Source organism: Sphingomonas sp. GW821-FHT12D09, from assembly GCF_058807215.1.
In genome coordinates, this window is the sequence record NZ_JBXAQL010000001.1 from 902,672 (window position 1) to 924,616 (window position 21,945).

Here is a 21,945-nt window from a genome sequence, read left to right on the forward strand (position 1 = left end):
ATCAAAGGGGCATGTTCATGATTTCGCGATAGCCCTCGACGAGCCGCGAACGGACCTGCATCGCGAGCTCCACCGAGAGGCGGGCCTGTTCGAGCGCCATGGTGACCTGGTGCACCGGTACCGAGTCATCGACCGCGAACTGCTGGACCAACTTGTCGGCGGTGGCGATCTTGTCATCGACGCCGCGCAGGCCGCTCATCAGCACCTCGCTAAATCCCGGGCCGCCGTTCGGCTGCGCCATCGTGGTCCCGCCAGTATCGCCCAGGCGCATCGCGATCGGCGCCGCGTCTGCGCTGCCGATCGCCGCAATCCCTTCGACGCCGGTCACGACTGCTTGCCCAGTTCGGCGGCGCGCGAATACATTTGCTGCGCGATGCTCATCGCCGTGAGGTTGGCCTCATAGGCGCGCGAGGTCTTGATCAGCAGCGTCATTTCCGACGCGTGATCGATGTCCGGATAGGTTACGAATCCATCCGCATCCGCATGCGGATGCCCCGGCTCGTAGACGCGCCGCGAACCGCCAGCCATTGGTTCCACACCGAGCACCTCGACGCCGCCAGGCTTCTTGCCGTCCGCGCGCACCAGATGCGCGAAATCGACTTGCGGGCCCGAGAGTAGCCGCATCGGATGGAAGGGCTCGCCCGCTGCCGTACGGCTCGTGTTGATGTTGGCCAGGTTCTGCGCGATCACTTGGAGGCGCTGCCATTCGACGTCCAGGCCGGTGCGGCTGATAGCGATGGCGTCCATCTCAGCGGCCTCCCGACACGACGGTGCGCGCCAGATCCATCTGGCGGCCGAGGATGGAGAGCAGCGCGCCGTAGCGCATCGCGGTCTGCGAGGCGTTGGCGATCTCGAGATCGAGCCGCATCTCGCTGGCGATACGCGGCGTCGGTTCGAATTCCACCTTGGGCTCGACACCCGCGATCGCTTCGCGGCCTTGCGTCGCGGCGCTGCGCAGGCTGTCCTCGAAGCTGACACGGATCGGCCGATAATTGGGCGAATTCGCGTTGGCGATGTTCTGCGCCGTCGCCTGATAGCGCGCGGTCAGCCCGTCGAGCGCTTTCGCGATCAGCGCCCCCGAAATACTCTCCATGATCCCCACCCTCTTTGAAACGCTACTGAACGATGATCTCCGCGTGCAGCGCGCCCGCAGTCTTGATTGCCTGGAGGATGCCGATCATCCGCCGCGTATCGACATGCGCGCGCGACAATGCCTGGACGAGATCGGCGATCGACGTGTTCGGAAACCGGAACGACTGGTCGCCCACACCCTGGTCGACTTCGAGCTTGGTGTTGGTGACGACCAGGCTCCGCACATCGCTGGCAAAGCCGCCATAGAAGCCGCCAGGCTGCGAGGCCGAGCGTTCGGCGGTAACCGTCACCTTGATGTCGCCCTGTGCGATCGCGACGCTCGAGATCATCACGTCACCGCCTGCCACCACCGTGCCGGTACGCTCGTTGATCACCACGCGCGGCGAAACGTCAGGCTCGACGCGGACATTCTCGAGCTGCGCCACGAAGCCGGTCACTTCGGTGGGGGCGCCGGCGAAACGGATTCGAACCTCGTCGGCATTCTTGGCGAGCGCGGTGCCGAAGCCGAAGCGCGCGTTGATCTGCTCGGCGATACGCTGCGACGTCGAGAAGCTGGGCCGCGCGAGCAGGAAGGACAGTTCGTTCCCGCCGCGCAGCACCGCCGATTCGACCGCCGCCTCGATCGTCGCGCCGCCCTGGAGCACTGCGGTCGTCGGATAGTTGCGCTGCTGCTGGTTGAGATCGGCGTCGAAGCGATAGCCGCCGACGAGCAGCGGCCCCTGCGCCAGCGCATAGGTGTGCTGGTCCGGTCCGAGCAGCGGTGTCATGATCAGCGTGCCGCCCGCCAGGCTGCGCGCATCGCCGATCGACGAGACGGTGACGTCGATCCGGTCGCCGACATTGGCGGACGGCGGCAGCACCGCAGTGACCATCACCACCGCGACGTTCCGGCTGCTGATATCGTCTTCGGTGACGCTCGTGCCGAGGCGGCTGAGCACGTTGCGCAGCGCCTGGCGCGTCACCACGCTGCGCCGGGTGTCGCCCGAGCCGGCAAGGCCGGTGACAAGCCCGTAGCCGACCAGCGCGTTCTCGCGCCAGCCATCGAAACGGCCCAGTCCCTTGAGCGGCACCTGCTGCGCTATCGCCGGTCCGGCCGGCATCAGAAGGACAAGGAGGGCGGCCGTGGCGGCGGTTCCGAGGATACGCATCAACCCAGTCCCAGCAGAGAAAAGATACGGTTCAACAGGCCCGGCTTGGCGCTACGCGAGACGAATCCCTTGCCGTCATAGTTGATCTCGGCATCGGCGATCCGGCTGGAGAGCACGCTGTTGTCGCTGCGGATGTCCTCGGGCCGGATGCGACCGCGCACCGCGATCAACGTCTTCTCGCCGTTCACGTGCATCCGCTGCTCGCCGACGATGCGATAATCGCCATTGGGCAGCACTGCCTCGATCGTCACGCTTAACTGCGCGACCAGCCGCTCGCTGCGCCTGGACTCGCCGCGACCGGTATAGCCCCCGCCGAACGAGAGCTGGCCGCGCTCGTTGACGGAGCCGGCATTGAGCCCACCGGAAACGTCGGTGCTCTTGCGAGTGGAATTCTGGGTGGTGTTCGAGGCCTCGGCCACCTGCGAGACCACGACGGTGATCGCATCCCCGATCGCACTGGCGCGGCGATCCGCGGCCATCGACGACCAGTTGCCACCCTTGTAGAGATCCTGCGCGGCAGCGGGCGTCGCGATCAGCAGGGCGATTGCGCCCGGGGCGAGAAGGCGCTTCATCGAACGTCTTCCGCTTGGACCAGCGTGAGCGGCGCAGCGAAGACCTTGCCTTCTGAATCGCGGACGAAAAGCTTGCCGCCCGAGCGGCCTGACTGCATCGCCGTCACCGAACGCTCGATCGTGACCGGTCCGGCGGTCGAGCGCAGGGTGAGCGCCTTGCCCTTGCCGACGGCGCTGCCCGGCAGCCGCGCGAGCCGGCCAAGATAGCCTCCCGCCGGTACCGCTTCGGACGCCACCACCAGACCCGCACGATCGTAGCGAAGCGCCGCCGGCGCGCCCTTGCCGCACTCGGTAGCGGTGACGTCGCCAGTGGCGAGCGCGGTGCCGGCCGGTATCGCAGCGGCGGCGGCGAAGCATTCGCCGGAGACGCGCGCGGGACGCTCAGCGATCGCCGCGCGAATCCGCACCGTGCCGCCGGCGGGGGTCGCAAGCCGCAGACCCGGCACGCGGCGACGCACCAGCGCCGCGACATCAGCCGCGGGCATGTCGAGTTCGGTAACGCCGCGTGGCAGCCGCGCGACCACCAGCGCGGCGACGCCTGCCGGCAGCCGCGCCTCGACCAGGTCGCCGACACGCAACTCGGCCGCGTGCACCGGCACTAGCGGCTTGAGCACCGCCTCCTCGCCTGCCCCCGCCACGGCGGCAACGAACGCCAACATGATGACCATCCCCCCAGTCATCACGCTAGCGCCGCAGACCGTTCGCTACGCCCATCAGCTGATCGGCGGCCTGCACGATCTGCGCATTCGCCGCATAGGCGCGCTGGACGAGCATCAGCCGGACCATCTCGTCGGTCAACGCGACGTTCGATTGCTCGAGCGAGCCCTGGACGAGCATGCCCGCGCCATCCTCGCCGGGCACCGCCTCGGTAAGCGCGCTGCTATCGTCGACACGGTAGAGCCCGCCGTCGAGCCGGGCGACCGCCGAGGGATCGTTGATGCGGACGAGCTGGATCTGGCCGAGCTCGACCGGATCGGCGCTATCCGGCACGGTGGCGCGCACGGTGCCGTCGCTGCGGATTTCGAGCGCGGTGGCGTCGCTCGGCACCGTGATCGCGGTACGCAGCGCGATGCCATGGCTGGTTGCCAGCTGGCCGTCGTCGTTCACCTTGAGCGCGCCGCCGCGCCAGAGCAAAGTCTGGCCGCCGGGGCCCATCAGCTCGATGAAACCCGCGCCGTCGATCGCCAGATCGAGCGGCTGGCCGGTACGCTCCAGCTCGCCCTGCTCGTTGAGCATGAACTGGCTGTCCAGCATCACGCCGGCGGTATCGGACGGAAGCTGGGCAAGATCGGGCGTCGCCACATCCACCGGACGACTGGCGATCACGTCCGAGAAGCGCAGCTGCGAGCGCTTGAACGCAGGCGTGTTCACATTGGCGATGTTGTTGGCGATGCCGTCCAGCGCGCGCTGCTGCGTCTGAAGGCCCACCGCACCCACGTAGAAAGCGTCGCTCATCGTGTCTGTCCCAAGCTGGAGATCGCGCGGCCAAGCAGATCGTCATAGATCTGCACCAGTCGGGCCCCGCCCTCCGATTGGCGCAGCGCAGTCATCATCGACACCATCTCGTCGCCCATTTCGACGTTCGAACTTTCGACCATGCCCTGGCGGATGATCGGTCCGCTGACCGACTCCATCGCCCCTGCCCCGGCCGAGAAATAGGATTCGCCGACCGGCTCCAATGCCTGCGGATCGGCGGTGGCAAACAGATCGATCCGCGCGACCGGACGCCCGTCATCGAGCACCGTGCCGTCCTGCTGGATCACCGCAGTCTCGCGGCCAATCACCAGGTCGCCGCCGCCCTGCTGCTGCAGGACATAGCCCTGGGGCGAGACCAAAGTGCCATCCGCGGAGAGCTTGAACTGGCCCTGCCGCGAATAGACCATGTGATCGCCGGCACGCAGCTGGAAGAAGCCATCGCCGCTGATCGCGAGGTCGAACGGATTGCGCGTTTCGCTGAGCTTGCCCTGCGCAAAATTGCGACGCACCGCGACCTCGGGAAGCGGAGCCGCATCCTGCTCCGAAGCCCGGAGAAGTTGCGAAAATCCTACCTGACGCTTGAAACCTGGTGTGGCGATATTGGCGACATTGTGCGCCGCGACTTCCAGTTTTCTTTCAGACGAGCTAAGAATAGCCATCGCCGCATCGACGAGACCCGACATGCAAACCCCCCGGTTACTGTCCCGATATGAGACAGATAGGGGTGTTCTCCGTCAAGTGGCTGGAATAATAAATATTTCAACATGTTTCGGGCGCGACGCAACCTCAGAAACATCGCGATTCGCGGCAAAAGTGCCGGGAGGTCTCGACCTGCCAACAATAGGTCGAATCGCTTTTAAGCCATTTTGGCTTATTCTCTTTGGCGATTGTATGTGGCGTTTGGATTCGCTGGGGCCGCGACCGGATTTGGCGCACCTTGGGCGCCCTACAAAGCAGCAGGACGACGTCTTCCGCGTGCATAGATGCCGGCGGGCCGCAGCCCGCCGGTAGAGGGCAAGATCAGTCGGGGATACGAACGCCCGAGATGCGTGCGCCCGCGGGGAGCCCGCGTGCCTGACGCAGGAGATCGACGCTCACCGACCAATAGACTTCCATATCGATCAGCTCGAGATTTTCGGTCGTGTCCTGCCCGCCCAGGAACAGTGGGCGGACATAGCCCACGCACTGGTTCACGGTCGGCGCCGGCTTCCCGCCTGCGCGCCAATTCTCGAAGAACTCATCGGCGAGCGCGGCGTCCGGCGCATCGACCAGCTCTTCGTCATGGAAGGTCAACACGTTGCACGGAATCTCGAGCGCCGACGCCGTCCCCGGCTCGAACATCATCACACCGTCACGGCCATAGATGTCCGTCTTGCTGCTGGTCGCGAAGATCCGCCCCAGCCAATCGCTTCCGAAGACGGTTATGGCACCGGCGAACTCCGGAAAGCCCTCTTCCACCATCGCATTGTACTTGGGCAGCTGGATGGGATCGAACACCCGGTAGATCCCCCCATTGAACGAGACGCCGCCGAATCGCTCGAACAATTCGGCGAGCCCGTCGTCCCCCGGGCGGACAGGCAGCGGGACGGGCGGGCGATCGAAATCGGGAGTGAACGCCTCAGTGAAGTCGTCGAACACCTGCTACCTCGCAATGCTAGTGTATGATCCTGATGCCCGATACTCTCGTACCATTTGGCACGCCGCGCAACTGATTGGCGATCTGCGCACCAAAGCTTCGGTTCACACTCAGGTCCAGCGGCCGCATGTTGCGCAGCGCGTCGGCGCCGCCCAGCTGGAGATCGACGATGTGATCGACGTCCGCGCCCTTCGGGATGGCATTGCCGGCCTGGCGATAGCGGGCCGCAGCCGACGTGCCGCTGCGGACCGATGGAGTCACGCGCAATTCGGCCGAGTTGAGCGCGTTGACTTTCTCGAGCGCGGCGGCACGCTGTTCGGCGTTCCACCCGCTCTTCATCTTCACGGTCAGCTCGATGGCCTCCTCTGCCCGCGTGACGGCACGCGCAGCCTCGGCGCCACGGACGCCCATCGCAGCGACGCGGGTGCCGCGGATCGCAGTCGTCACAACGCTGGAGCTGCCCAGGGTTGCGACGGTCAGGCCGACCTCGCCCACGGCGAGCAGCCCCCAGCCCGCGGCTGCCCAGTAATTGCCCGACTGATAGGCCTCCCAGGCCGACTTGCCGCTACCATAGCCCGGCACCAGGATCTGAGCGGTCACGTCCGCCACCTGGCCGACCGTGATCCCACCATCGTCCTTGGACTCGCCGCCCGCGCTCGCGGACGTCGTGAGGGGCGAAACCGGCGGCACGATATCCGCACCGACGCTCAGCTTGATGCCCAGGCCCGGGATCTCGACCGTCCCGCCGGTGTAGACGAAGGTCTGTCCGCCGCCGGTCGACATGAAGCGCGTGGCGCCGCCGCTGTGCTCGAAGGCGGCCCAGAAGCTGTCGACCGTCATCGACGTACCGGTGAAGTCGATGTTTATGCCATCGGTGCTGGCAACCGCGACACCGTCCCTCGCCAACCATGCCGGCAGCGACGTCTGCATATATTGGTGATGGTCGGCGTCGTTTACGAAGGTTGGGTCGATGCCTGCACGCAGCTTCGGCTTGTCGTCCGGAGCGGCCGAGCCGCGGGCATTGGCGATGCCGCGATCCCGCATGGCAGTGATGTCGCCATTCACCAGCACGCCGTTATCCGTGACTTCGAAGGTAATGCCGTAATCGGCATAGGCCTTGAGGTCTTCCGGCGTACGCGTATCGAGCCAATATTGTCCGGCCGTCCTGACCTCGCTGACCGGCTTGATCGGCTCGGGCGCCTTGAGCGTGACGCCGCGCAACATGACATCGCTCAACGCCTGCCCGATGACATCGGGCAGCGACGCGACGAGGGTGTCGCCGAAGCTGGTGCCCTCGATCGCGCTGCGCGTCGCCGCGCTCGCCACCGCTGCCGCGGCGCTCTGGCCAAGGTGTGCGAAATGGTTGCCGATGCTGGTGTCGCCGATGGTGATCGACCCATCCGCATTGGTGACGTCGGTGAACGACTTGGCGCCGAACAGCTTGCTGGCCTCGAAGCTCGCCATCGCACCGATGCCCGCCGCGGCGACGCCTGCCCAGCTGAACTTGTCCTGGAGCCCGGTTGCGACACCGATCCCCTGGGTGACCATGCTGCCCGCCGCCGACGTGACGCCCGCGCGGATCACGCCGCTCTTGATCCCGTCGAAGATCCCGCTGCCGCCGATACCGGCGCTGACGCCGCCGCCGATCGCCGCGAGGCCGACTGCCTTCCAGCTGAACTTCTCCTGGATGCCGGTCGCTACGCCGATCCCCTGGCTGACCACCGAACCCACTGCCGCGGCGCCCGCGCCGATCGCGATCGCTCCGCCCAGGCCGATGCCCGCAGTGGTGGCGAGCGTGCCGCCGAGCACCGCCGAGATGCCGGCGCCGATCGACGAGATCGACGGCGCAAGCGCGGCTGCCGCGGCGCCGGCCGTGACCACCGTGACGGCGATCGCGACCACCGCGAGCAGCACCATGCCGAGCACGCCGCACTTGTTCTTCTTCGCCGCCGCCTGGGGCTGCGGCGTCGTCGGGGTGACATCGCCGATCGCTTCGGCGGCGTTGTAGGGCTTGAAGCCGGTTGCGTTGTAGCCCGTCTTGATGACGCCGCTCGGCAGCGTCAGCGTGCGGCCTTCGGCCAGCGCGGTGGCGCCGCTGATGCCGTTGGCATCGGCGATGCGGTACCACAGGCTCGAGTCGCCCCACAGCGCGAGCGCGATGCCCTGCAGCGTGTCGCCGGCCCGGACGGTATAGGTGCCGCCCGACGAACCCTGGCTGTAGCTGTTGATCGGATCGTAGCTGTTGGCGAAATCGGCGTAGGAGCTGCCATAGCTCGCGCCGTTGCGGAACGCGCCTGGCGTGGTCGGCGAGACGGTCTGCCGCTCGCCGATCGACTGCTCGGTCGTGACTTCGCTGGTGCCGTTGTTGCCGACATAGCCAAGCTGGCGACCGTTGAAGCGGTACCAGATCTCGTGCGGGTCGCCGTTCGACCAATTATAGTCCTGCTCGTCACGGCGAATGATCTGGCCTTCGCCATTGAGCTTGAACGAGATGCTGCGCGCGCGCGCGTCCCCGACATAGAGCGACGTCAGCTGGCCCATGCCGTTATAGTAGAACGTCGTGTAATAGGTCGTCGACTGGCCGGTGTTCGGCTTGTGCGCGATCTGCGACTGCACCGCGCCGTCCCACCAGGTGAAGCTGTTGGTGGTCAGCGTGTCGGGCGCGTTGGCGTTGTTGTTGTCGCGATAGTTGATCGTCGAGACGCTGATCGCGGCGCCGAGTGCATAGTTCGAGCCATAGCCATAATCATAATAGGTGTATGACTGATAGGTGTGGCCGTCATACTTCTTGGTCGAGCTGCTCTCGTACGTGATCTGGCCCTTGTTGTTGTAGCTCGCATAGCGGCTGTAGGCGATGGTCGAGCCGTTCGCCTCATAATCGTTCTGCGTGGTCTGGTGACCCATCAGGTCATAGTAGAAGCGCGAGCGGACCGTGCCGGTCGATGGCGCCGCGGGGATGGTGCCCGGGGGCGTCGTGATGCCGGTGTAATAGTCGTAATTCTCCATGACATAACCGCCCATGGAGGTCTGGATCTCGTACACGCGGCCGGCGCTGTCGTAGATGTAGTTCTCGCGGCTCTCATAATAGCTGCCGGGGTAGTAATAGCCCCACTCGTAATCATAATAGCCCGGCGAATATTCGGTGCGCATCACCGCGATGCGCTGGCCCGCGAGATCGTACAAGATGTCCTGCCCGCCACCGGTGCCGTACACCGATTCACCCCGGACGATCTGGCCGCTGCGCAGCACGCCCTTGTCGGTGACGACACGGTTCATGCTGTCGTAGCGGAACCAGTAATCGCTCGTCGTCGAATAGGACGAGACATTGCCCTGATAGTCGAGCGTCCGGTAGGTCGCCGTGGTGCGGCGGACATTGCCGTTCGCGTCATATTCATAGGCGATGTTCGCCGCCGGGATCGACGTCGTGCCGGCCTCGACGAAGGTCTTCAGGCGGCCGAGCGCATCATAGGTTGCGGTCGAGCTCTGGAGTGCCGCCGAGGTGGTGTAATAGCTCTCGTCGACCCAGTAGCTGTTATAGACATACCCATAATAGGGGTCGTATTCCTCATACCAGTAACCCGGCGTGTAATAGCCGGCCTCCTCGCTGGTCTGCTCGGTCAGGCGCTGGCCCAGCTTGTCATAGCTGTAGCTCGAGATCGTACGCGCCCAGTTGGTGTTCACCGCCGGAGTCGGCGTTCCCACGATCGTCGATGCGATCATGCCGGTGTTGAAATAATTGTAGGTCGTATAGACCCCGCCGGTACCCATCTGCGTCATGCGACCGGCTACGTCGTAGCTGAAGGACCACACATGCCCGCCGAGATCGGTCTTGGCAGTGCTGTGGTTGAAGATGTCCTTGCTTTCGACGAGCGTCTTGCCGTTGGCGTAGGTGGTCGTCTGCGTCCAGCCGCCGAACGTGCCGAGCCCGCTGGTCGAAATTCCGGCATTCCAGCCATAGGAGAAGCTGGTGACATCGCCGCCAAAGGCGAGCTGGCTGGTGATACGGCCGAGCGAGTCATACTCGGTCAGCGCCTTCTCCGGGGTGTAGCCGATGATCGGCGTGTAATATTCCCAATGGCCCCCGCCATAATAGCCGCCATAGGGATCATAGGGGTCATCGACCCAATAGGATTCCTCGGGGCCGTAGACCGGGTTCTGGTACAGGTTGTTCCATGCCTGGATGCGCTGGCTGAGCCCGTCATACGCATAGCTCTCGACCAGGCCGCCATAGTGCGAGATCGTCGTGACGCGGCCCATCGCGTCATAGTCCTGCGTGGTGACGCGGCCGATCTGGTCGGTCACCCGGCGGACATCGCCATGGATGTCATAGGCGTTGGTGACCTTGCCCCCGTCGGCGGCGAAGCTGGTCGCGATCAGCGCCGCGCTGGCGCCGTAGCCGGTACCGGCCAGGAAGGCGCGGGTCGACTGGTTGCCGTTCGCATCACGGCTCCCGATCAGGCGCCCGCCCAGGTCATAATAATAGTTTTCCGTAGGCCGCATGTTCTGCTGCGTGCCGTCGGCCAGCGTGATCGAGACCGTTGGGCTCTCGCTTTTGATCAGCTTGCCCATCGTGTTGTACGTATAATCGAGCGTCGCGCCGAGCGCGTTGGTCTCGCTCGCGATCTCGAGAAAGGCGTTGTAGGTCCGATTGGTGACGATCTGGTCGGTCGTCGAGGCGCTCAGCTGCCGCCCTTCCTCGACCACCTGCACCGCGAGGTTGCGCTTGTCATAGGTCGTGTAGCTGGCGTTGACCGTCGCCCAACCGACCAGCGTCAGCGCGCTTGCGAAGGACTGCCCGGTCAGGCTGGTGCCAGCCGAGGTGATGATCACGGTCTGGTTGCCGTTGCGATCGTAGCCGAAGAACTTCCATGCGCCGTCGCCGGCATTGGTCGCGCTCAGGCGCCCGGCATTGTCATACTGGTTCTCGGTCTGCCACAGCCCGTTGACGCCGTTCTTCCAGACCTCGCCATAGCCGTTATACTGCGTCTGGCTGTAGTCGAGCATCGCATAGGTGCTGCCGTTCCAGGTCGCGACGCCCTGCAAGGTCTTGCGCCCGACCAGGTCGTAGCGGGTGGCGATCGCGTCGGTGACGGCGCCGCCGGCGGCGGTGGCGCGGGTGTAGCTCTCGCGCTTGACCCGGCCGGCCACGTCATAGGCATAATAGCGGGTGAAGCCCGATGCATCGGTCATGCTGGCAAGGCGGCCGCCCGCGCCATAGCTATAGGTGGTGACGCGGGTTGGGGCATTGGTCGCGCCCGACTGGACGGTGCGCGAAAGGTTGCCGAGCGCGTCATATTGATACTGGGTGGTGGGCGCGACCCACTGGCCGTTGAAATCGACGAATGCCGCGCGGGTTTCCACCGACAGCCGGCCGCCGCCGTCATAGCTGTAGTTGGTCTGGTCGCCGGTGGCCTCCGTCTTGCGGATCACCTGGCCGAGGCCGTTATAGAGATACTGGATCGTCGCGGTGCCGGTGACCGAGGTCAGCGCGCCGTTGCTCGTGTTGATCGAGTAAGCCTCGACCGACAGCCGCGATTCCGAGGTCCGGTTGCCGTTGCGGTCATAGCCATATTGCGTGACCCGATCGGCGCCTGCCGTCGCCACCCCCGGCGCGCCGGCAACCGACGCCGTGCCGGTGAAGCGCGTGGCATAGCGGCGCTCGCTGGTGACGTTGCTGTCGGGATCATAGGCCCAGCTCGTCAGATATCCCTGGGCGTCGAGCTGCCCGGTCTTGCGCCCGAGCAGATCGTACCAGCTGAAGGTCTCGCCGCCATTGGGATCAGTGACCTTCTGCAGGTTGCCGTTCGCGTCATAGGCGTAATAGGTGACGAGGTCCGCCGCGGCATAACCGCTCGCATAAGTGCCCGAGATGACCCCGGCGACCTTGCTCCAGGTCAGGCGGTCGAGCGCGTCATAGTTGAAGAAGGTCTCGCGATAGGCGCCCCCGGGGACCGCCGGCGGCGTGGTGGCAACAGTGCCGGGCAGCGAGATCGAGCCGGCATAGACGCGCGTGCTCTTGAGGTTGCTGTTGGCGTCGTAGGTATAGGACGTATAGCTGTTCTCGCTGGCCGAGGTCTGCTGAATCTCGGCCGTCTTGCGATTGAGCGCATCGTAATAGCTCAGCGTGCGGGCGCCCGTCGCGCTGATCGTCTCCTTGACGTTGCCCCGCGCATCGTAGCGGATCGTCTCGACCGGGGCGACCGACGTCACCGTAACCAGATCATCGGCGATCACGTTCACGGCGTCGCCGCGCGTCTCGATCAGCCGGTTGTTCTTGTCATAGGTGTAAGTCGTGGTGCGGCGATAGCCGAGATTGTCGGCTTCGACCTTCTTGGTGCGATTGCCGCGCGCGTCATATTCGTAGCGATTGGTGACGACCGAACTGGTGAGGTTGCCATAGGCGTCATAGGTCGCCATCGGCAGCGTTTCGGTGAGCAGCTGCCCGAGCTTGTCATAGGTATAGGTGGTCGCGGCACCGGTGACGGCGCTATCGGTAGCCGACTTGGCGGTAACCGAGAGGCGGCTGCCGAACGCATCATAGCTATAGGTCTCGAAGAAGCCCATCGCGTCGGTGGCGCGGGTCGTCCGGCCCAGCTTGTCGTAGAGGAACGAGGTGACTGCATCCTCGGTGCCGTTGGCGGTGACCGAAGGCGGCGTCGCCATCGCCGCGCCGCCACTCACTTGGTTGAAGCGGCGAGTGAGCGTCGAGATCTCGCCGAACACCGTATATTGGGTCTCGGTCAGATAGTCGCCGGCGTCGCGGACATGCGTGACCCGGCCCAGCTTGTCGTACCAGCGATAGGTGGTGCCGCTGCCCGGATTGGTGACCTTCCAGGATTCGCCGAACGCATTGTATTCGTAGCTGGTGGTGCCGCCGAGCGCGTTGGTCTTTACCTTGAGCTGGCCGAGCCGGTCATAGCTGTAATAGGTCGGGTTCCCGTTCGGGTCCGACATCTGGATGAGGTTGCCCAGCCCGTCATAGGCATAGTTGGTGCTCGACGTTTCCGCCGTGCCCCAGGCGCGAACCTCGGTGACGACGCGGCCGGCCGCGTCATAGCCATAAGCGGTGATGACCTGGTCGCTGGTGCCATAGGCATCATAGCGCGCGTTGAGCCTGCCGGTCGGGGTGTAGTCGAACAGCGTGACGACGCCGAGCGCGTCGGTCTCGGTATAGACCTTGCCGTCCGGGTGATAGGCGAAGATGTGCGCGGCATAGTCGCCGGCGCCCGCCGACGCGGCATCGACCTGGCCGATCGTCGTCGCGTTCGAGACGGAGACGCGGTTGTTCCAGACGACTGTCGCCGCAACCTTGCCCGAGGCGCTGTAGTCGGTGCGCGAAACATAGCCTTCCGCGTCGACGACATAACGGGCTTCGCCGCGCGCGGTGTACCAGGTGCGGGTGATCCTGTCGGAAGCACCCCCGGCGTTGCTGCCCGACCAGCTGTTCATCGTCGCGACCGCCGGCAACGACCCGCTGACATATTTTGCCGCATATTCGACCGAGCGGATCACTTGCCCGCGATTGTCGTAGCTCAGGCCGGTGACGCCGCCATCGGCATCGATCGAGAAGGCCAGCCGCCCAGCGGCATCATAGACCGCCCAGCTGGTGCGGTTGCTGGCATTGCCCGCCATCGACGCGGTGAGCGCCTTGACGTTGTCGTAGGTATAGTCGCCGGTCGCGGCCATGGCGGCGGCGTAGCGTAGCTCGCTGATCTGCAGGCCGGCCGCGTCGTAATCATAGGCGGTGACCTGGTTGAGCCCGTCGACGGCGTAGCGAAGCAGCCCCTGCCCGTCATAGACATAGCGCATCACCCGATCATTGGCCGAGGTGCCGACGCTGGCGACCAGGTCGTTGAAGCTGCCGGTCGCGCGCAAGCCCGCAGCCACGGCATTGTACGACGCGATCTCTGCGACCTTGACGCCGGCCTTGTCATAGACGTTGCGGACAAGGAAGCCCTCGCCGTCCAACGTGCCGAGCATTCGGCCATCGCGGTCGTAGAAGCCGCGGGTCACGGCCGCGGTCGCGGTCGGCGCGGGGATATCGGTGAGCAGCGGCGGCGTGGTCTTGAAACCGGCGATCTGCCCTGCGGTCAGCTTGACCGCATAGGCCGTGGTGGTGACCAGATGGCCGGCATTGTCATAGGCCATGGTCGCCACGCTGCCGTCGCCCGCGATCGAGGCGACGACCTGGCCGAGCTTGTCGTAGACCGACCAGCTCCACAGGTCGGAACCGCTCGCGGCCGGGCGGATCGCGCTCGGCTCGAACACGCTGTCCGGGTTCTGGAGGATGGCGATCTGACCCGCGGTGAGGCGAGTCGCGTAGCGCGTCGTGGCCACGATCCGGTTGTTCGCATCGTAGCGATATTCGGTCATGTCGCCATAATGGTTGACCTCGGCGATCAGGCGGCCGGCCTTGTCATATGCATAATAGCGGTTGAGCCCGACCGGATCGGTGGACATGCGCAGCCGCCCGAGCTTGTCATACTGGTTGGTCGCGGTGCCGCCCGCGACATAGCTGCCGCTGTCGACCTGGCTGATCAGGTCACCGGCCTTGTTGTACGTGCTGACCGTCACATAGCCCGATGCGAGCGTGACCGTCGTGGTGGTCGCGGTGTCGTTGAAGACGAAGCTGGTGGTCCCGCCATTGACGTCCGCTGCCGCCGTCATGCGTCCCATGCCGTCATAGACGAACGTTTCGGCGACCTGTCCGTCATTGTTGCGGGAGAGCAGCCGGCCCGACTGGTCATAGGTATAGTAGGTGCGGCTCGCGCCTTCAGCCGCGGATTCCACGCCTGCGGTGTTGGCGATTCCGAAGCTGCGGGTCGAAGTGATGTTCCCGCGCGTGTCATAGGTATTGAGCGTGACCTTGGTCGACGAGCGATCGGCCAGGCCGTTGCGCCACGCGTCCATCGTCGCTTCGCTGAGCGCGCTCGAGCCGATCGCATAGCTGTGCTCGGGATATTCGATCGTGTACTGGACCTCGCCTGCCACGGTGTAGCGGTATTCGGTCACATAGCCTTCGCCGCTGACGACGTAGCGCAGGTGATTCTCGACATCGTAGACGAAGCGCGTGGTGACGCTCACCGCCGCGCCGCTCGCATCGGCCGCGATGTGCGTCTCGGTCAGGACTTCGTTCTTGCTGCCATAGGTGCGCGTGACGACATTGCCGAGCACGTCGGTTGCGGTCAGGACGTTGCCGTTGCCGTCATAGGTGTAGGACGCGGCGTTGCCGAGCGCGTCGGTGGTGGTGGTGAGGTCGCCATTCGCATTATAGGCGAACTGCGCGATCTGCTGCGCGGCGCCGCTCGAGGCGGGCGGCGCGGTGATCTTGGTCAGGTTCCCTGCGGCGTCATAATCGAGCCGCGTCACCTGCCCAGTCGCATCGGTGACCGTGGTGTAGCCGGCATAATAGGCAAGCGTGGTCACCCGGCTGACGCCCGAGCTGGCGAGCTGGGTCAGCGTCGCGACGCGGCCCGATCCGTCATAGGTGACGGACAGGCTCGACCCGTCCTTCTGGGTAATGCTGTTGACTCGGCCGGCGCCGTCATAGCCGTAGCTCGTCCAATAGGAATCCGCATCGCTCGGCAGCGTGTTGTCGGCGGGAGTGAGGTCGGTGCGGACCTTGGTCAGCTGCGAACCGGTATATTCATACCAGACGCGCGACAGCGCCTTGGCGGTGCCGGTCGAAAGGTCGGTATAGCCCGTGGTGACCTTGGTGATGTTGTAGCCGGACCAGCTATATTGCACCCAGGATCCGTCGGCGGTGGTCGCCTTGTCCAACTTGTCGCCTACATAGGTGTAGCTGATCGCGTTGAGGTCGGTATCGCCCTCCCAGACGATGCGCCCGCCATTGAGGTCGTCATATTTCTCGACGCGCTGCGTGCTGCCGTCGGTCCAGATCCACTGGTTGCCCGATTTGACGATCAGGTCATAGGCGCCGACGCCTTCCTTGGAAACATAGGCGGAGCGGCCGGCGTCCCAAGTGTAGATCGTCTCGCTGCCATCGGCGGAAACGCGGCGGACGGTGGAACCGGCGACAACCGTCGTCACGCGGCGATCGGTGCTCTGGCGCCACTTGTCGTTGTTGTCGTCGCCTGCGGTCGCCTGGCTATTGAAAGCGCGTCCAAGCCCGACATCGAGGCCGCGGCCGACGAGATACTCGTCCTGGCGCGACACCAGCAGGTTGCCGTTCGCAGCGTTGACGAGGACATTGTCGCCCCCACGCCCCTGCGATGCGCTGCCCAGAAGCCCTGAGCTTCCTAGAACCGAACCCGATCCGCGCTCGAAGCCCGTGCCAGTGCCCGTGAAGATCGCAACCATCCGCCCCTCCAGATCGACGAGGCAGCCGCTCTCTGCTGCCTGTGATTGGTAATCGGGGGATTTCCGGCAGAGTTTAGTGTTCTTGCTTCATTTCGGATTTATTTCTGAATTCTGTCCGCAAATCTGGAATGCTCGTTCCCGACTTTACCGGAGGCGAAGAATTCTGCCGCCTGTACCCGGGCCTCAACATAGCCACCGGTGCGTGGCGAGCAGCGCCAGTTGTCCGGCGTCGAGAGGCCCCCGCCCGATGACGTCCAGGCTATTCTCGACATGATGGCGCGTGCGCATGCCCAGCGCGATCGTCGATATGGCGGGATGCGACGTCGCGAAGCGCAGCGCCATGCCTGCGAGATCCGCCTCGCCGAAGTCGCGCGCCAACCGCTCGACGCGCGCAAGCGTTTCTTGGCGATGCTCGGGGTAGAAATGGGCCCGGCGCCAGTCTCCGGCCGGTATCGCGTCACCCGACAGCGCCGAGCGCCAGGCCAGCGTGCCATGATATAGCGGCGCACGGGCGATCACGCCTATCCCGTGGCGCCGGCAGAGCGGCAGCAATGCCCCCTCGCCGCCGGGATCGAAGATGTTGCGCATCAGCTGCACCGCATCGACTGCGCCCTGCGCCGCCGCATCGATGCCGGCATCGGTGTCGTGATCGAACAGCGAGATGCCGATGCCGGCGATCTTACCGTCCGCCCGAAGCCGGTCGAGCACCGTGCGCCAATCGCCTTCGTCCAGCCATTCCGGGCACCAGGCAGGGAGCTGCAGCAGTGCAAGCCGCTCGAGGCCCAGCGCCGCCAGCAGGGCTTCGACTTCGGCCCGCAATGCCCGGCCCGGATAGGCCAGGTCCACCGAAACATGCGGCGAGGGAAGGTCGAAGCGCACCAGCGAGGTCGCACGCGCGAGCACCTGGATCCGGTTGCGGTCGCCTCGCCTGCGAAGCACCGCGCCGAGCAGCGCCACGGCAACTGCATCGCCGGCGTCTATCTCTACGCCGTTCACGCCCCGATCGAACGCGAGCGCGAGCGCCGCCCGCGCCTCATCCGCATCGCATCCAGGTTGTGCCAGGCCGCCCGTTCCGATGGTCAGGTCGGACACCTCGATACCGGTGCGGCCGAGCGGGCGCAGGCGCATCAGCTTCGGTCCGACGCGGCGGTGATCACGACCTGGAAGCCCGGCACATCGCGATTGGCCCAGGATGCGCGGTGATAGGTTCCCGGCTGGACCGGCGTCGCGATACGGTGAATGCTCGCCGCGCCGGGCGAGACTTCCACCTTGCGCTCCGGATCGATCAGGAAGGGGAAGCGGCCGATCCGCATCGCCTCGAGCTGGGCCGGGCGATGCGCCCACAAGGCCTCCAGCGTCGCGCCCGCGCGCAGCACCTGCGTGTCGAGCGCGCAGAGCAGCGGGAATTCGCGGCGCATGAAGGCGTGGTAGATTTCCGCGTCGATATTGTCGGTGGGCGTCACGCACATCCCCGCGGGCCGGCCGAGCGGCCAGACGAAGCGGAACGCGGTGCGTTCCTGGACGCGGTCGACATGCCAGACCAGGTCGCCGGGCACGAAATAGCTGCGCACCGATATCGCCGGCCGGCTTCCCGTCAGTGCCTGCGCCAGCGTGGCGAGTTCCGCTATATCGGCGGCGAGCAAGTCGCGCTCCCTCCGGAAAGCGTTCGCGCCGAGCAATTGATCGGAGACCAAAGCGAGCGCCGCGTCTGGATCGAGCCGGTTGAAGTCGAGCTTGAACCCCGGCGCACGCAGCAGCCTGCGGACGAAGTCGCGATAAGGCGTGTCGTCGAGCCCGGGCCGGGGGATTTCGACCGCGCCCAGCGGCGCATCGAGCAGCCGGCGCACCGCTGCTGCCTGCGCGATCGGGACGATGGGTAGCGCAGGCAACAGGGCGGGCGTCCCCATCGGGAAGCCCGCCCCGCGCGTCAATTGCCGAACTGGATGCGCGCCCCGGTCATCACGCGCCGGCCACCATATTGCAGGCGCATGATCTTGGGCGTGCCGTCGGCGAAGTCGGTATAGCCGCCGGTCGAGATCGTCTGGGCCTCGCGCGTCATGTTGCGCGCCTCCATATAGACCTGGAAGTTGCGGTTGATGTTATACGAGACCTTGAGGTCGATATAGGCGCTCGAGTCCGTGAAGCGCGGCACGCCCGGATTGTAGCCCGGCGCCACTAGGCGGACATTGGTCCACTGCTCGCCCGGATAATTGATGTCGGTGGTGTTGCCGCCGCACGGCGTGATGCAGTTGAAGCGATCCGTGCGGTACTGATACGAGACGCGCATGTTGAGCTTGCCGTCGTCATACCAGAGCGAGGCATTGGCGTAATATTTGGACTCATCGGGCGGCAGCATCACATCGCCGGTGAGCGGATCCTGCTGCCCGCTGGTCACCACCGAGCTGAGTACCGACAGGTTGGCGTCGGTGCCGAGATATTTCAGCGGTCCCGGCAGGAAGCTGAACGCCGTCTTGACTCCGAACTCCCAGATGTTGCGCTTGTAGCCCGGGCCATTGGCATAGGTGGGCACCAGGAACTCGATATCGGCGAGCGGCTTGCCGGTGATCGGATCGATCTCGGAGCTGCCGGCATAGGGCTTGTCGAGCACGGTCACCTGGATCGGCTTGCCGATCTTCACGTCGAGCCGACCATAAGCGACCGAGAAGACCGTGTCGGCGTTCGGATACCATTCGAGCGAGGCGTTGTAGCTCCACGCGGTGAACGGCTTGAGGCCCGGATTGCCGAGGCGGCCCGAGCAGTCGAAGCTGTCGTCGGTCCCGGTATCGAGGATGTCGCGCTCGTCGACGGTGCAGGTGCCCGCCGGCACGAGATTGTCGATGTTCGGACGCGCGATCGTCTTGCCGCCATAGAGGCGGAAGACGACGCTCTGGTCGAAGCCCCAAAGGTTGAGGTTGACGCTCGGCAGCCAGTCGGTGGTGCTGCGCTGCACGTTGATCGGCTTGCTGAACGACTGGGTGGTGAAGCCCGCAGCCGCATTGGGGTTGGCCGGCGTATAGGCAGAGGTCACGCGGATCGCCGCGATCGTCTGCAGGCCCGATGCCTTGTCGGTGGTGAACACGCCGCGGATGCCGGCGTTGCCGTTGAACAACAGGCCGAACGGCAGGCGCTGCTCGAAGTCGAACATGCCATAGACGTTCTTGATCGTCTCGTTCACGCGGGTGACCGGCTGGGCGTACATCTTGCCATCGCTGCCCATGCAGGTCTTGAGGCAGTCGAAGTTCATGAACTGCGACGCGCCCAGCGCGCTGAACAGCTGGTCGGTGCGGATGCCCTGCCACGCACTGGGCAGGTTGCCGCGATTGGGCAGGCCGCCGAAATAGGCCGATGTCGCCGGTTCGAGCGTGCGTTCGAACAGCGCGCGCAGTTCATCCGGCGTCAACGTGTCGACACCCGAGCGAACGTTCGCCGGATTGGTGCTGGGCACGAAGCCATAGTTGCACGACAGCCCGCCCGCCGCGGACGATCCGGTGGTGGGCTGGCAGGCGCGATAGGTGCCGCGCACGATGGCGGTAGGCACGATCACTGCCGGGACGTAACCGGCTGTGCCGAAGGTGCCGACCGCAGTCGCCGCGGTATAGCCGCCATTGCCCCATTTGCTGATCGTGTTGTTGCGGTACATCGCGCCGACCTTCACGCGGCTGATGAACGGGATCAGCCCCTCGGTCCGGAAGGAGAGGTCGAACTTGGCATCCTTTTCGGACGCCTCGCCGAGCGACGGCGTGTACTGGACTGAGAAGCTCGGCGTGGTCAGCGGCATCTGCGAGACGAGATAGGCTGGAGTCGCCGGCCCGGTCGCGCTCGCGGCGACGGCATTCTGGCCGGTACACGTAGCGGGGTTGGTGCCGCCGGACACGCAGGCCGGCGCGCTCAGCTGAACGAAGTTGAACGGGTTGGTCTCGTCGTAATTGGCCGGCACCGCGATGTCCCACAGCCCGTTCGGCTGCAGCGCCAGCGTCGCGTCGCCATAGGTGTAGGTGCGCGAGGTACGCATGTCGGCGCGGCTGGAGCGGGCCTTGGTATAGGCACCCCACAGATCGATCTCGAGCCGGTCACCGCGATATTCGGCGCCGACCTGGGCGTATTTGCTCTTGATGTCGATCTGGTTCTCGATCTGGTCGATCGCCACCGCATTGTTGGTGGTCGTCATCTTGGTGACGTTGTGCGCGCTGTCGACGATGACGCTGCCCGGCACGATGTTGAGCACGTTGCCCGTCACCGCGTTGGTGACCGCAGTGGACCCGCTGCCGGTGGTGACTGCATTATAGCCATAGAGCGGATCGAACAGCGCATAGCCCGCGGGCGCATTCGGCGAGACGGTGCGGCGGCGCGGATAGCCGGCGGCACTATCGACGAAGGTGCCCGCGATGTTCTGGTTGAACAGAGTCAGCGGCGTGCGGCTGCGGTTCTGGTCGTGGACCGAGCGGTTGGCGATCGTGCCCTTGGCGAAGACCGTCAGATTGTCGGTGATCCGGTAATCGACCCGCGCGTCGAACGAGTAACGCTTCTCGGTCTGCTCGTTCATGAAATTACGGATCAGCGACGGCGTATAGTCGTTCCACTGGTTCAGGCAGGTCTGCTGCTCCAGGATGCGCTGCGTGTGCTGGGCGTTGATCACCGTCTGGGTGAGGCCCGCACTGTTGCCGGTCGGATTGTCCGGGAAGAGCTGGAGGCACTGCGCCTTGCTCGTCGCGCCGGCGGACATCTGGACCAGTTCGCGCGGGGTCAGCGTGCTGCCGTCGGGCGCCATGCTGTTGGCGAAGGCGACATCGGCCGCGTCGGTGCCCAGCGTCGCGGGGTTGTAGCTGAAGGTCTTGTTGGGCGAATTGTCGAAATCATACAGGCGGGAATAGCCGCGATTGTTGCTCGTCGTGTTCTCATAGGCGTGGCCGTTGTTCTGGACCTTGGCATAGCTGCCGCTGACGATCACGCCGAGCCGGTCGTCGAAGAACTTGTTCGCGGCCACCGCATTGAAATCCGGCGTCCAGTCGCGGCCGAGCGAATTCTGCCCGGCGCCGCCGCGCAGCGAGAAATAGGGCTTCTTGAAGTCAAGGCCGCTGCGCGTCTTGATCTGAATGCTACCGCCCAGCGAGCCTTCGGTCATGTCGGCGGTCGAGCCCTTGACGACATCGACGCTCTTGATCAGTTCGGCGGGAAGCTCGCGCATGTCGGCGTTGCGGCCCTGGCCCGATGCGATGGCGAGGCCGGCGGTGCTCTGCACGCCGACGCCGTCCAGTTCGACGCGGGTCAGGTCTGCGCCATTGCCGCGCACCGCTACGCCGTCGCCTTCACCGAATTCGTTGCGGCTGAGCGCCACGCCCGGGATACGCGAGATCGCTTCGTTGACGTTGCGGTCGGGAAAGGAGCCGACATCGTCGGCGACGATGGAATCGGTCGCGGTCTTCGCGTTCTTCTTGCGCTGGTTGGCCGATTGCTGGCTGGCACGCGAGCCGACGACGACGATCGCGTCATTAGCCTGCTGGGCCGGGTCATCGGCTTCGGCCGGCACTGCCTGGCCGCCCGCATCGGGCGCCGTCTGGGCATGGGCTTCGCTGCCATAAGCGAGCAACAGGCCGAGCACTGCCCAGGAAGCCGTAGCCGCAGCGCGACGGCGCGAATCGAGTCGCTTCATCAAATGTCCCCTCTCCTGCCCCGCCTTCACGGGGGCCTTGGACGCGGGTCA

13 protein-coding genes are annotated in these 21,945 nt (G+C 65.2%); all 13 read right to left on the reverse strand.

Annotation, left to right across the window (positions count from 1 at the left end):
* Window position 1: 1 nt before the first annotated feature.
* The 13 genes from fliE to AC1RPL_RS04275 all read right to left on the reverse strand — a co-directional run bounded on the left by fliE (window position 2) and on the right by AC1RPL_RS04275 (window position 21,894).
* A complete protein-coding gene (gene fliE, locus AC1RPL_RS04215; protein ID WP_493068000.1) occupies window positions 2-328 on the reverse strand; it encodes a flagellar hook-basal body complex protein FliE in 327 nt (108 codons plus the stop codon).
* Window positions 325-747 (reverse strand): flagellar basal body rod protein FlgC, encoded by a 423-nt coding sequence (flgC, locus tag AC1RPL_RS04220; protein WP_493068001.1) that lies wholly within the window; start codon window positions 745-747, stop codon window positions 325-327. Before flgC ends, fliE begins: the two co-directional genes overlap by 4 nt.
* Window position 748: 1 nt before the next feature.
* Window positions 749-1,093, reverse strand: a complete 345-nt coding sequence (locus AC1RPL_RS04225) for a flagellar basal body rod protein FlgB (RefSeq protein WP_493068002.1) — start codon at window positions 1,091-1,093, stop codon at window positions 749-751.
* A 22-nt stretch (window positions 1,094-1,115) separates the two neighbouring features.
* The gene (gene flgI, locus AC1RPL_RS04230) at window positions 1,116-2,240 is read right to left on the reverse strand and encodes a flagellar basal body P-ring protein FlgI (protein ID WP_493068003.1); all 1,125 of its coding nucleotides are present in this window, start codon (window positions 2,238-2,240) and stop codon (window positions 1,116-1,118) included.
* The gene (locus AC1RPL_RS04235; RefSeq protein ID WP_493068004.1) at window positions 2,240-2,812 is read right to left on the reverse strand and encodes a flagellar basal body L-ring protein FlgH; all 573 of its coding nucleotides are present in this window, start codon (window positions 2,810-2,812) and stop codon (window positions 2,240-2,242) included. The genes flgI and AC1RPL_RS04235 overlap by 1 nt, the downstream gene beginning before the upstream one ends.
* Complete coding sequence (locus tag AC1RPL_RS04240) at window positions 2,809-3,471, reverse strand: hypothetical protein (RefSeq protein ID WP_493068005.1); 663 nt, start codon at window positions 3,469-3,471, stop codon at window positions 2,809-2,811. The genes AC1RPL_RS04235 and AC1RPL_RS04240 overlap by 4 nt, the downstream gene beginning before the upstream one ends.
* 25 nt (window positions 3,472-3,496) lie before the next feature.
* Window positions 3,497-4,267 (reverse strand): flagellar hook-basal body protein, encoded by a 771-nt coding sequence (locus AC1RPL_RS04245; protein WP_493068006.1) that lies wholly within the window; start codon window positions 4,265-4,267, stop codon window positions 3,497-3,499.
* Window positions 4,264-4,971 carry a flagellar hook-basal body protein gene (locus AC1RPL_RS04250; RefSeq protein WP_493068007.1) on the reverse strand — a complete coding sequence of 236 codons (708 nt, stop codon included), beginning with the start codon at window positions 4,969-4,971 and terminating at the stop codon, window positions 4,264-4,266. Before AC1RPL_RS04250 ends, AC1RPL_RS04245 begins: the two co-directional genes overlap by 4 nt.
* A gap of 337 nt (window positions 4,972-5,308) precedes the next feature.
* Window positions 5,309-5,926: a T6SS immunity protein Tdi1 domain-containing protein gene (locus tag AC1RPL_RS04255; RefSeq protein WP_493068008.1), complete on the reverse strand. Its 618-nt coding sequence runs from the start codon at window positions 5,924-5,926 to the stop codon at window positions 5,309-5,311.
* A 16-nt stretch (window positions 5,927-5,942) separates the two neighbouring features.
* Window positions 5,943-16,244 carry a LysM peptidoglycan-binding domain-containing protein gene (locus tag AC1RPL_RS04260; RefSeq protein WP_493068009.1) on the reverse strand — a complete coding sequence of 3,434 codons (10,302 nt, stop codon included), beginning with the start codon at window positions 16,242-16,244 and terminating at the stop codon, window positions 5,943-5,945.
* A 183-nt stretch (window positions 16,245-16,427) separates the two neighbouring features.
* On the reverse strand, window positions 16,428-17,372 hold the full coding sequence (locus AC1RPL_RS04265) for an aldo/keto reductase (protein ID WP_493068010.1): 945 nt from the start codon (window positions 17,370-17,372) through the stop codon (window positions 16,428-16,430).
* Window positions 17,372-18,151 (reverse strand): hypothetical protein, encoded by a 780-nt coding sequence (locus tag AC1RPL_RS04270; protein WP_493068011.1) that lies wholly within the window; start codon window positions 18,149-18,151, stop codon window positions 17,372-17,374. Before AC1RPL_RS04270 ends, AC1RPL_RS04265 begins: the two co-directional genes overlap by 1 nt.
* A 20-nt stretch (window positions 18,152-18,171) precedes the next feature.
* Complete coding sequence (locus AC1RPL_RS04275; protein WP_493068012.1) at window positions 18,172-21,894, reverse strand: TonB-dependent receptor; 3,723 nt, start codon at window positions 21,892-21,894, stop codon at window positions 18,172-18,174.
* Between the last annotated feature and the right edge of the window lie 51 nt (window positions 21,895-21,945).

Coding starts and splice junctions, on each gene's coding strand:
- AC1RPL_RS04250 (WP_493068007.1), bottom strand. CDS start 4,971: ATGTCGGGTCTCGTCGATGCGGCGATGGCTATTCTTAGCTCGTCTGAA.
- flgC (WP_493068001.1), bottom strand. CDS start 747: ATGGACGCCATCGCTATCAGCCGCACCGGCCTGGACGTCGAATGGCAG.
- AC1RPL_RS04275 (WP_493068012.1), bottom strand. CDS start 21,894: ATGAAGCGACTCGATTCGCGCCGTCGCGCTGCGGCTACGGCTTCCTGG.
- flgI (WP_493068003.1), bottom strand. CDS start 2,240: ATGCGTATCCTCGGAACCGCCGCCACGGCCGCCCTCCTTGTCCTTCTG.
- AC1RPL_RS04240 (WP_493068005.1), bottom strand. CDS start 3,471: ATGTTGGCGTTCGTTGCCGCCGTGGCGGGGGCAGGCGAGGAGGCGGTG.
- AC1RPL_RS04225 (WP_493068002.1), bottom strand. CDS start 1,093: ATGGAGAGTATTTCGGGGGCGCTGATCGCGAAAGCGCTCGACGGGCTG.
- AC1RPL_RS04245 (WP_493068006.1), bottom strand. CDS start 4,267: ATGAGCGACGCTTTCTACGTGGGTGCGGTGGGCCTTCAGACGCAGCAG.
- AC1RPL_RS04270 (WP_493068011.1), bottom strand. CDS start 18,151: ATGGGGACGCCCGCCCTGTTGCCTGCGCTACCCATCGTCCCGATCGCG.
- AC1RPL_RS04235 (WP_493068004.1), bottom strand. CDS start 2,812: ATGAAGCGCCTTCTCGCCCCGGGCGCAATCGCCCTGCTGATCGCGACG.
- AC1RPL_RS04260 (WP_493068009.1), bottom strand. CDS start 16,244: ATGGTTGCGATCTTCACGGGCACTGGCACGGGCTTCGAGCGCGGATCG.
- AC1RPL_RS04265 (WP_493068010.1), bottom strand. CDS start 17,372: ATGCGCCTGCGCCCGCTCGGCCGCACCGGTATCGAGGTGTCCGACCTG.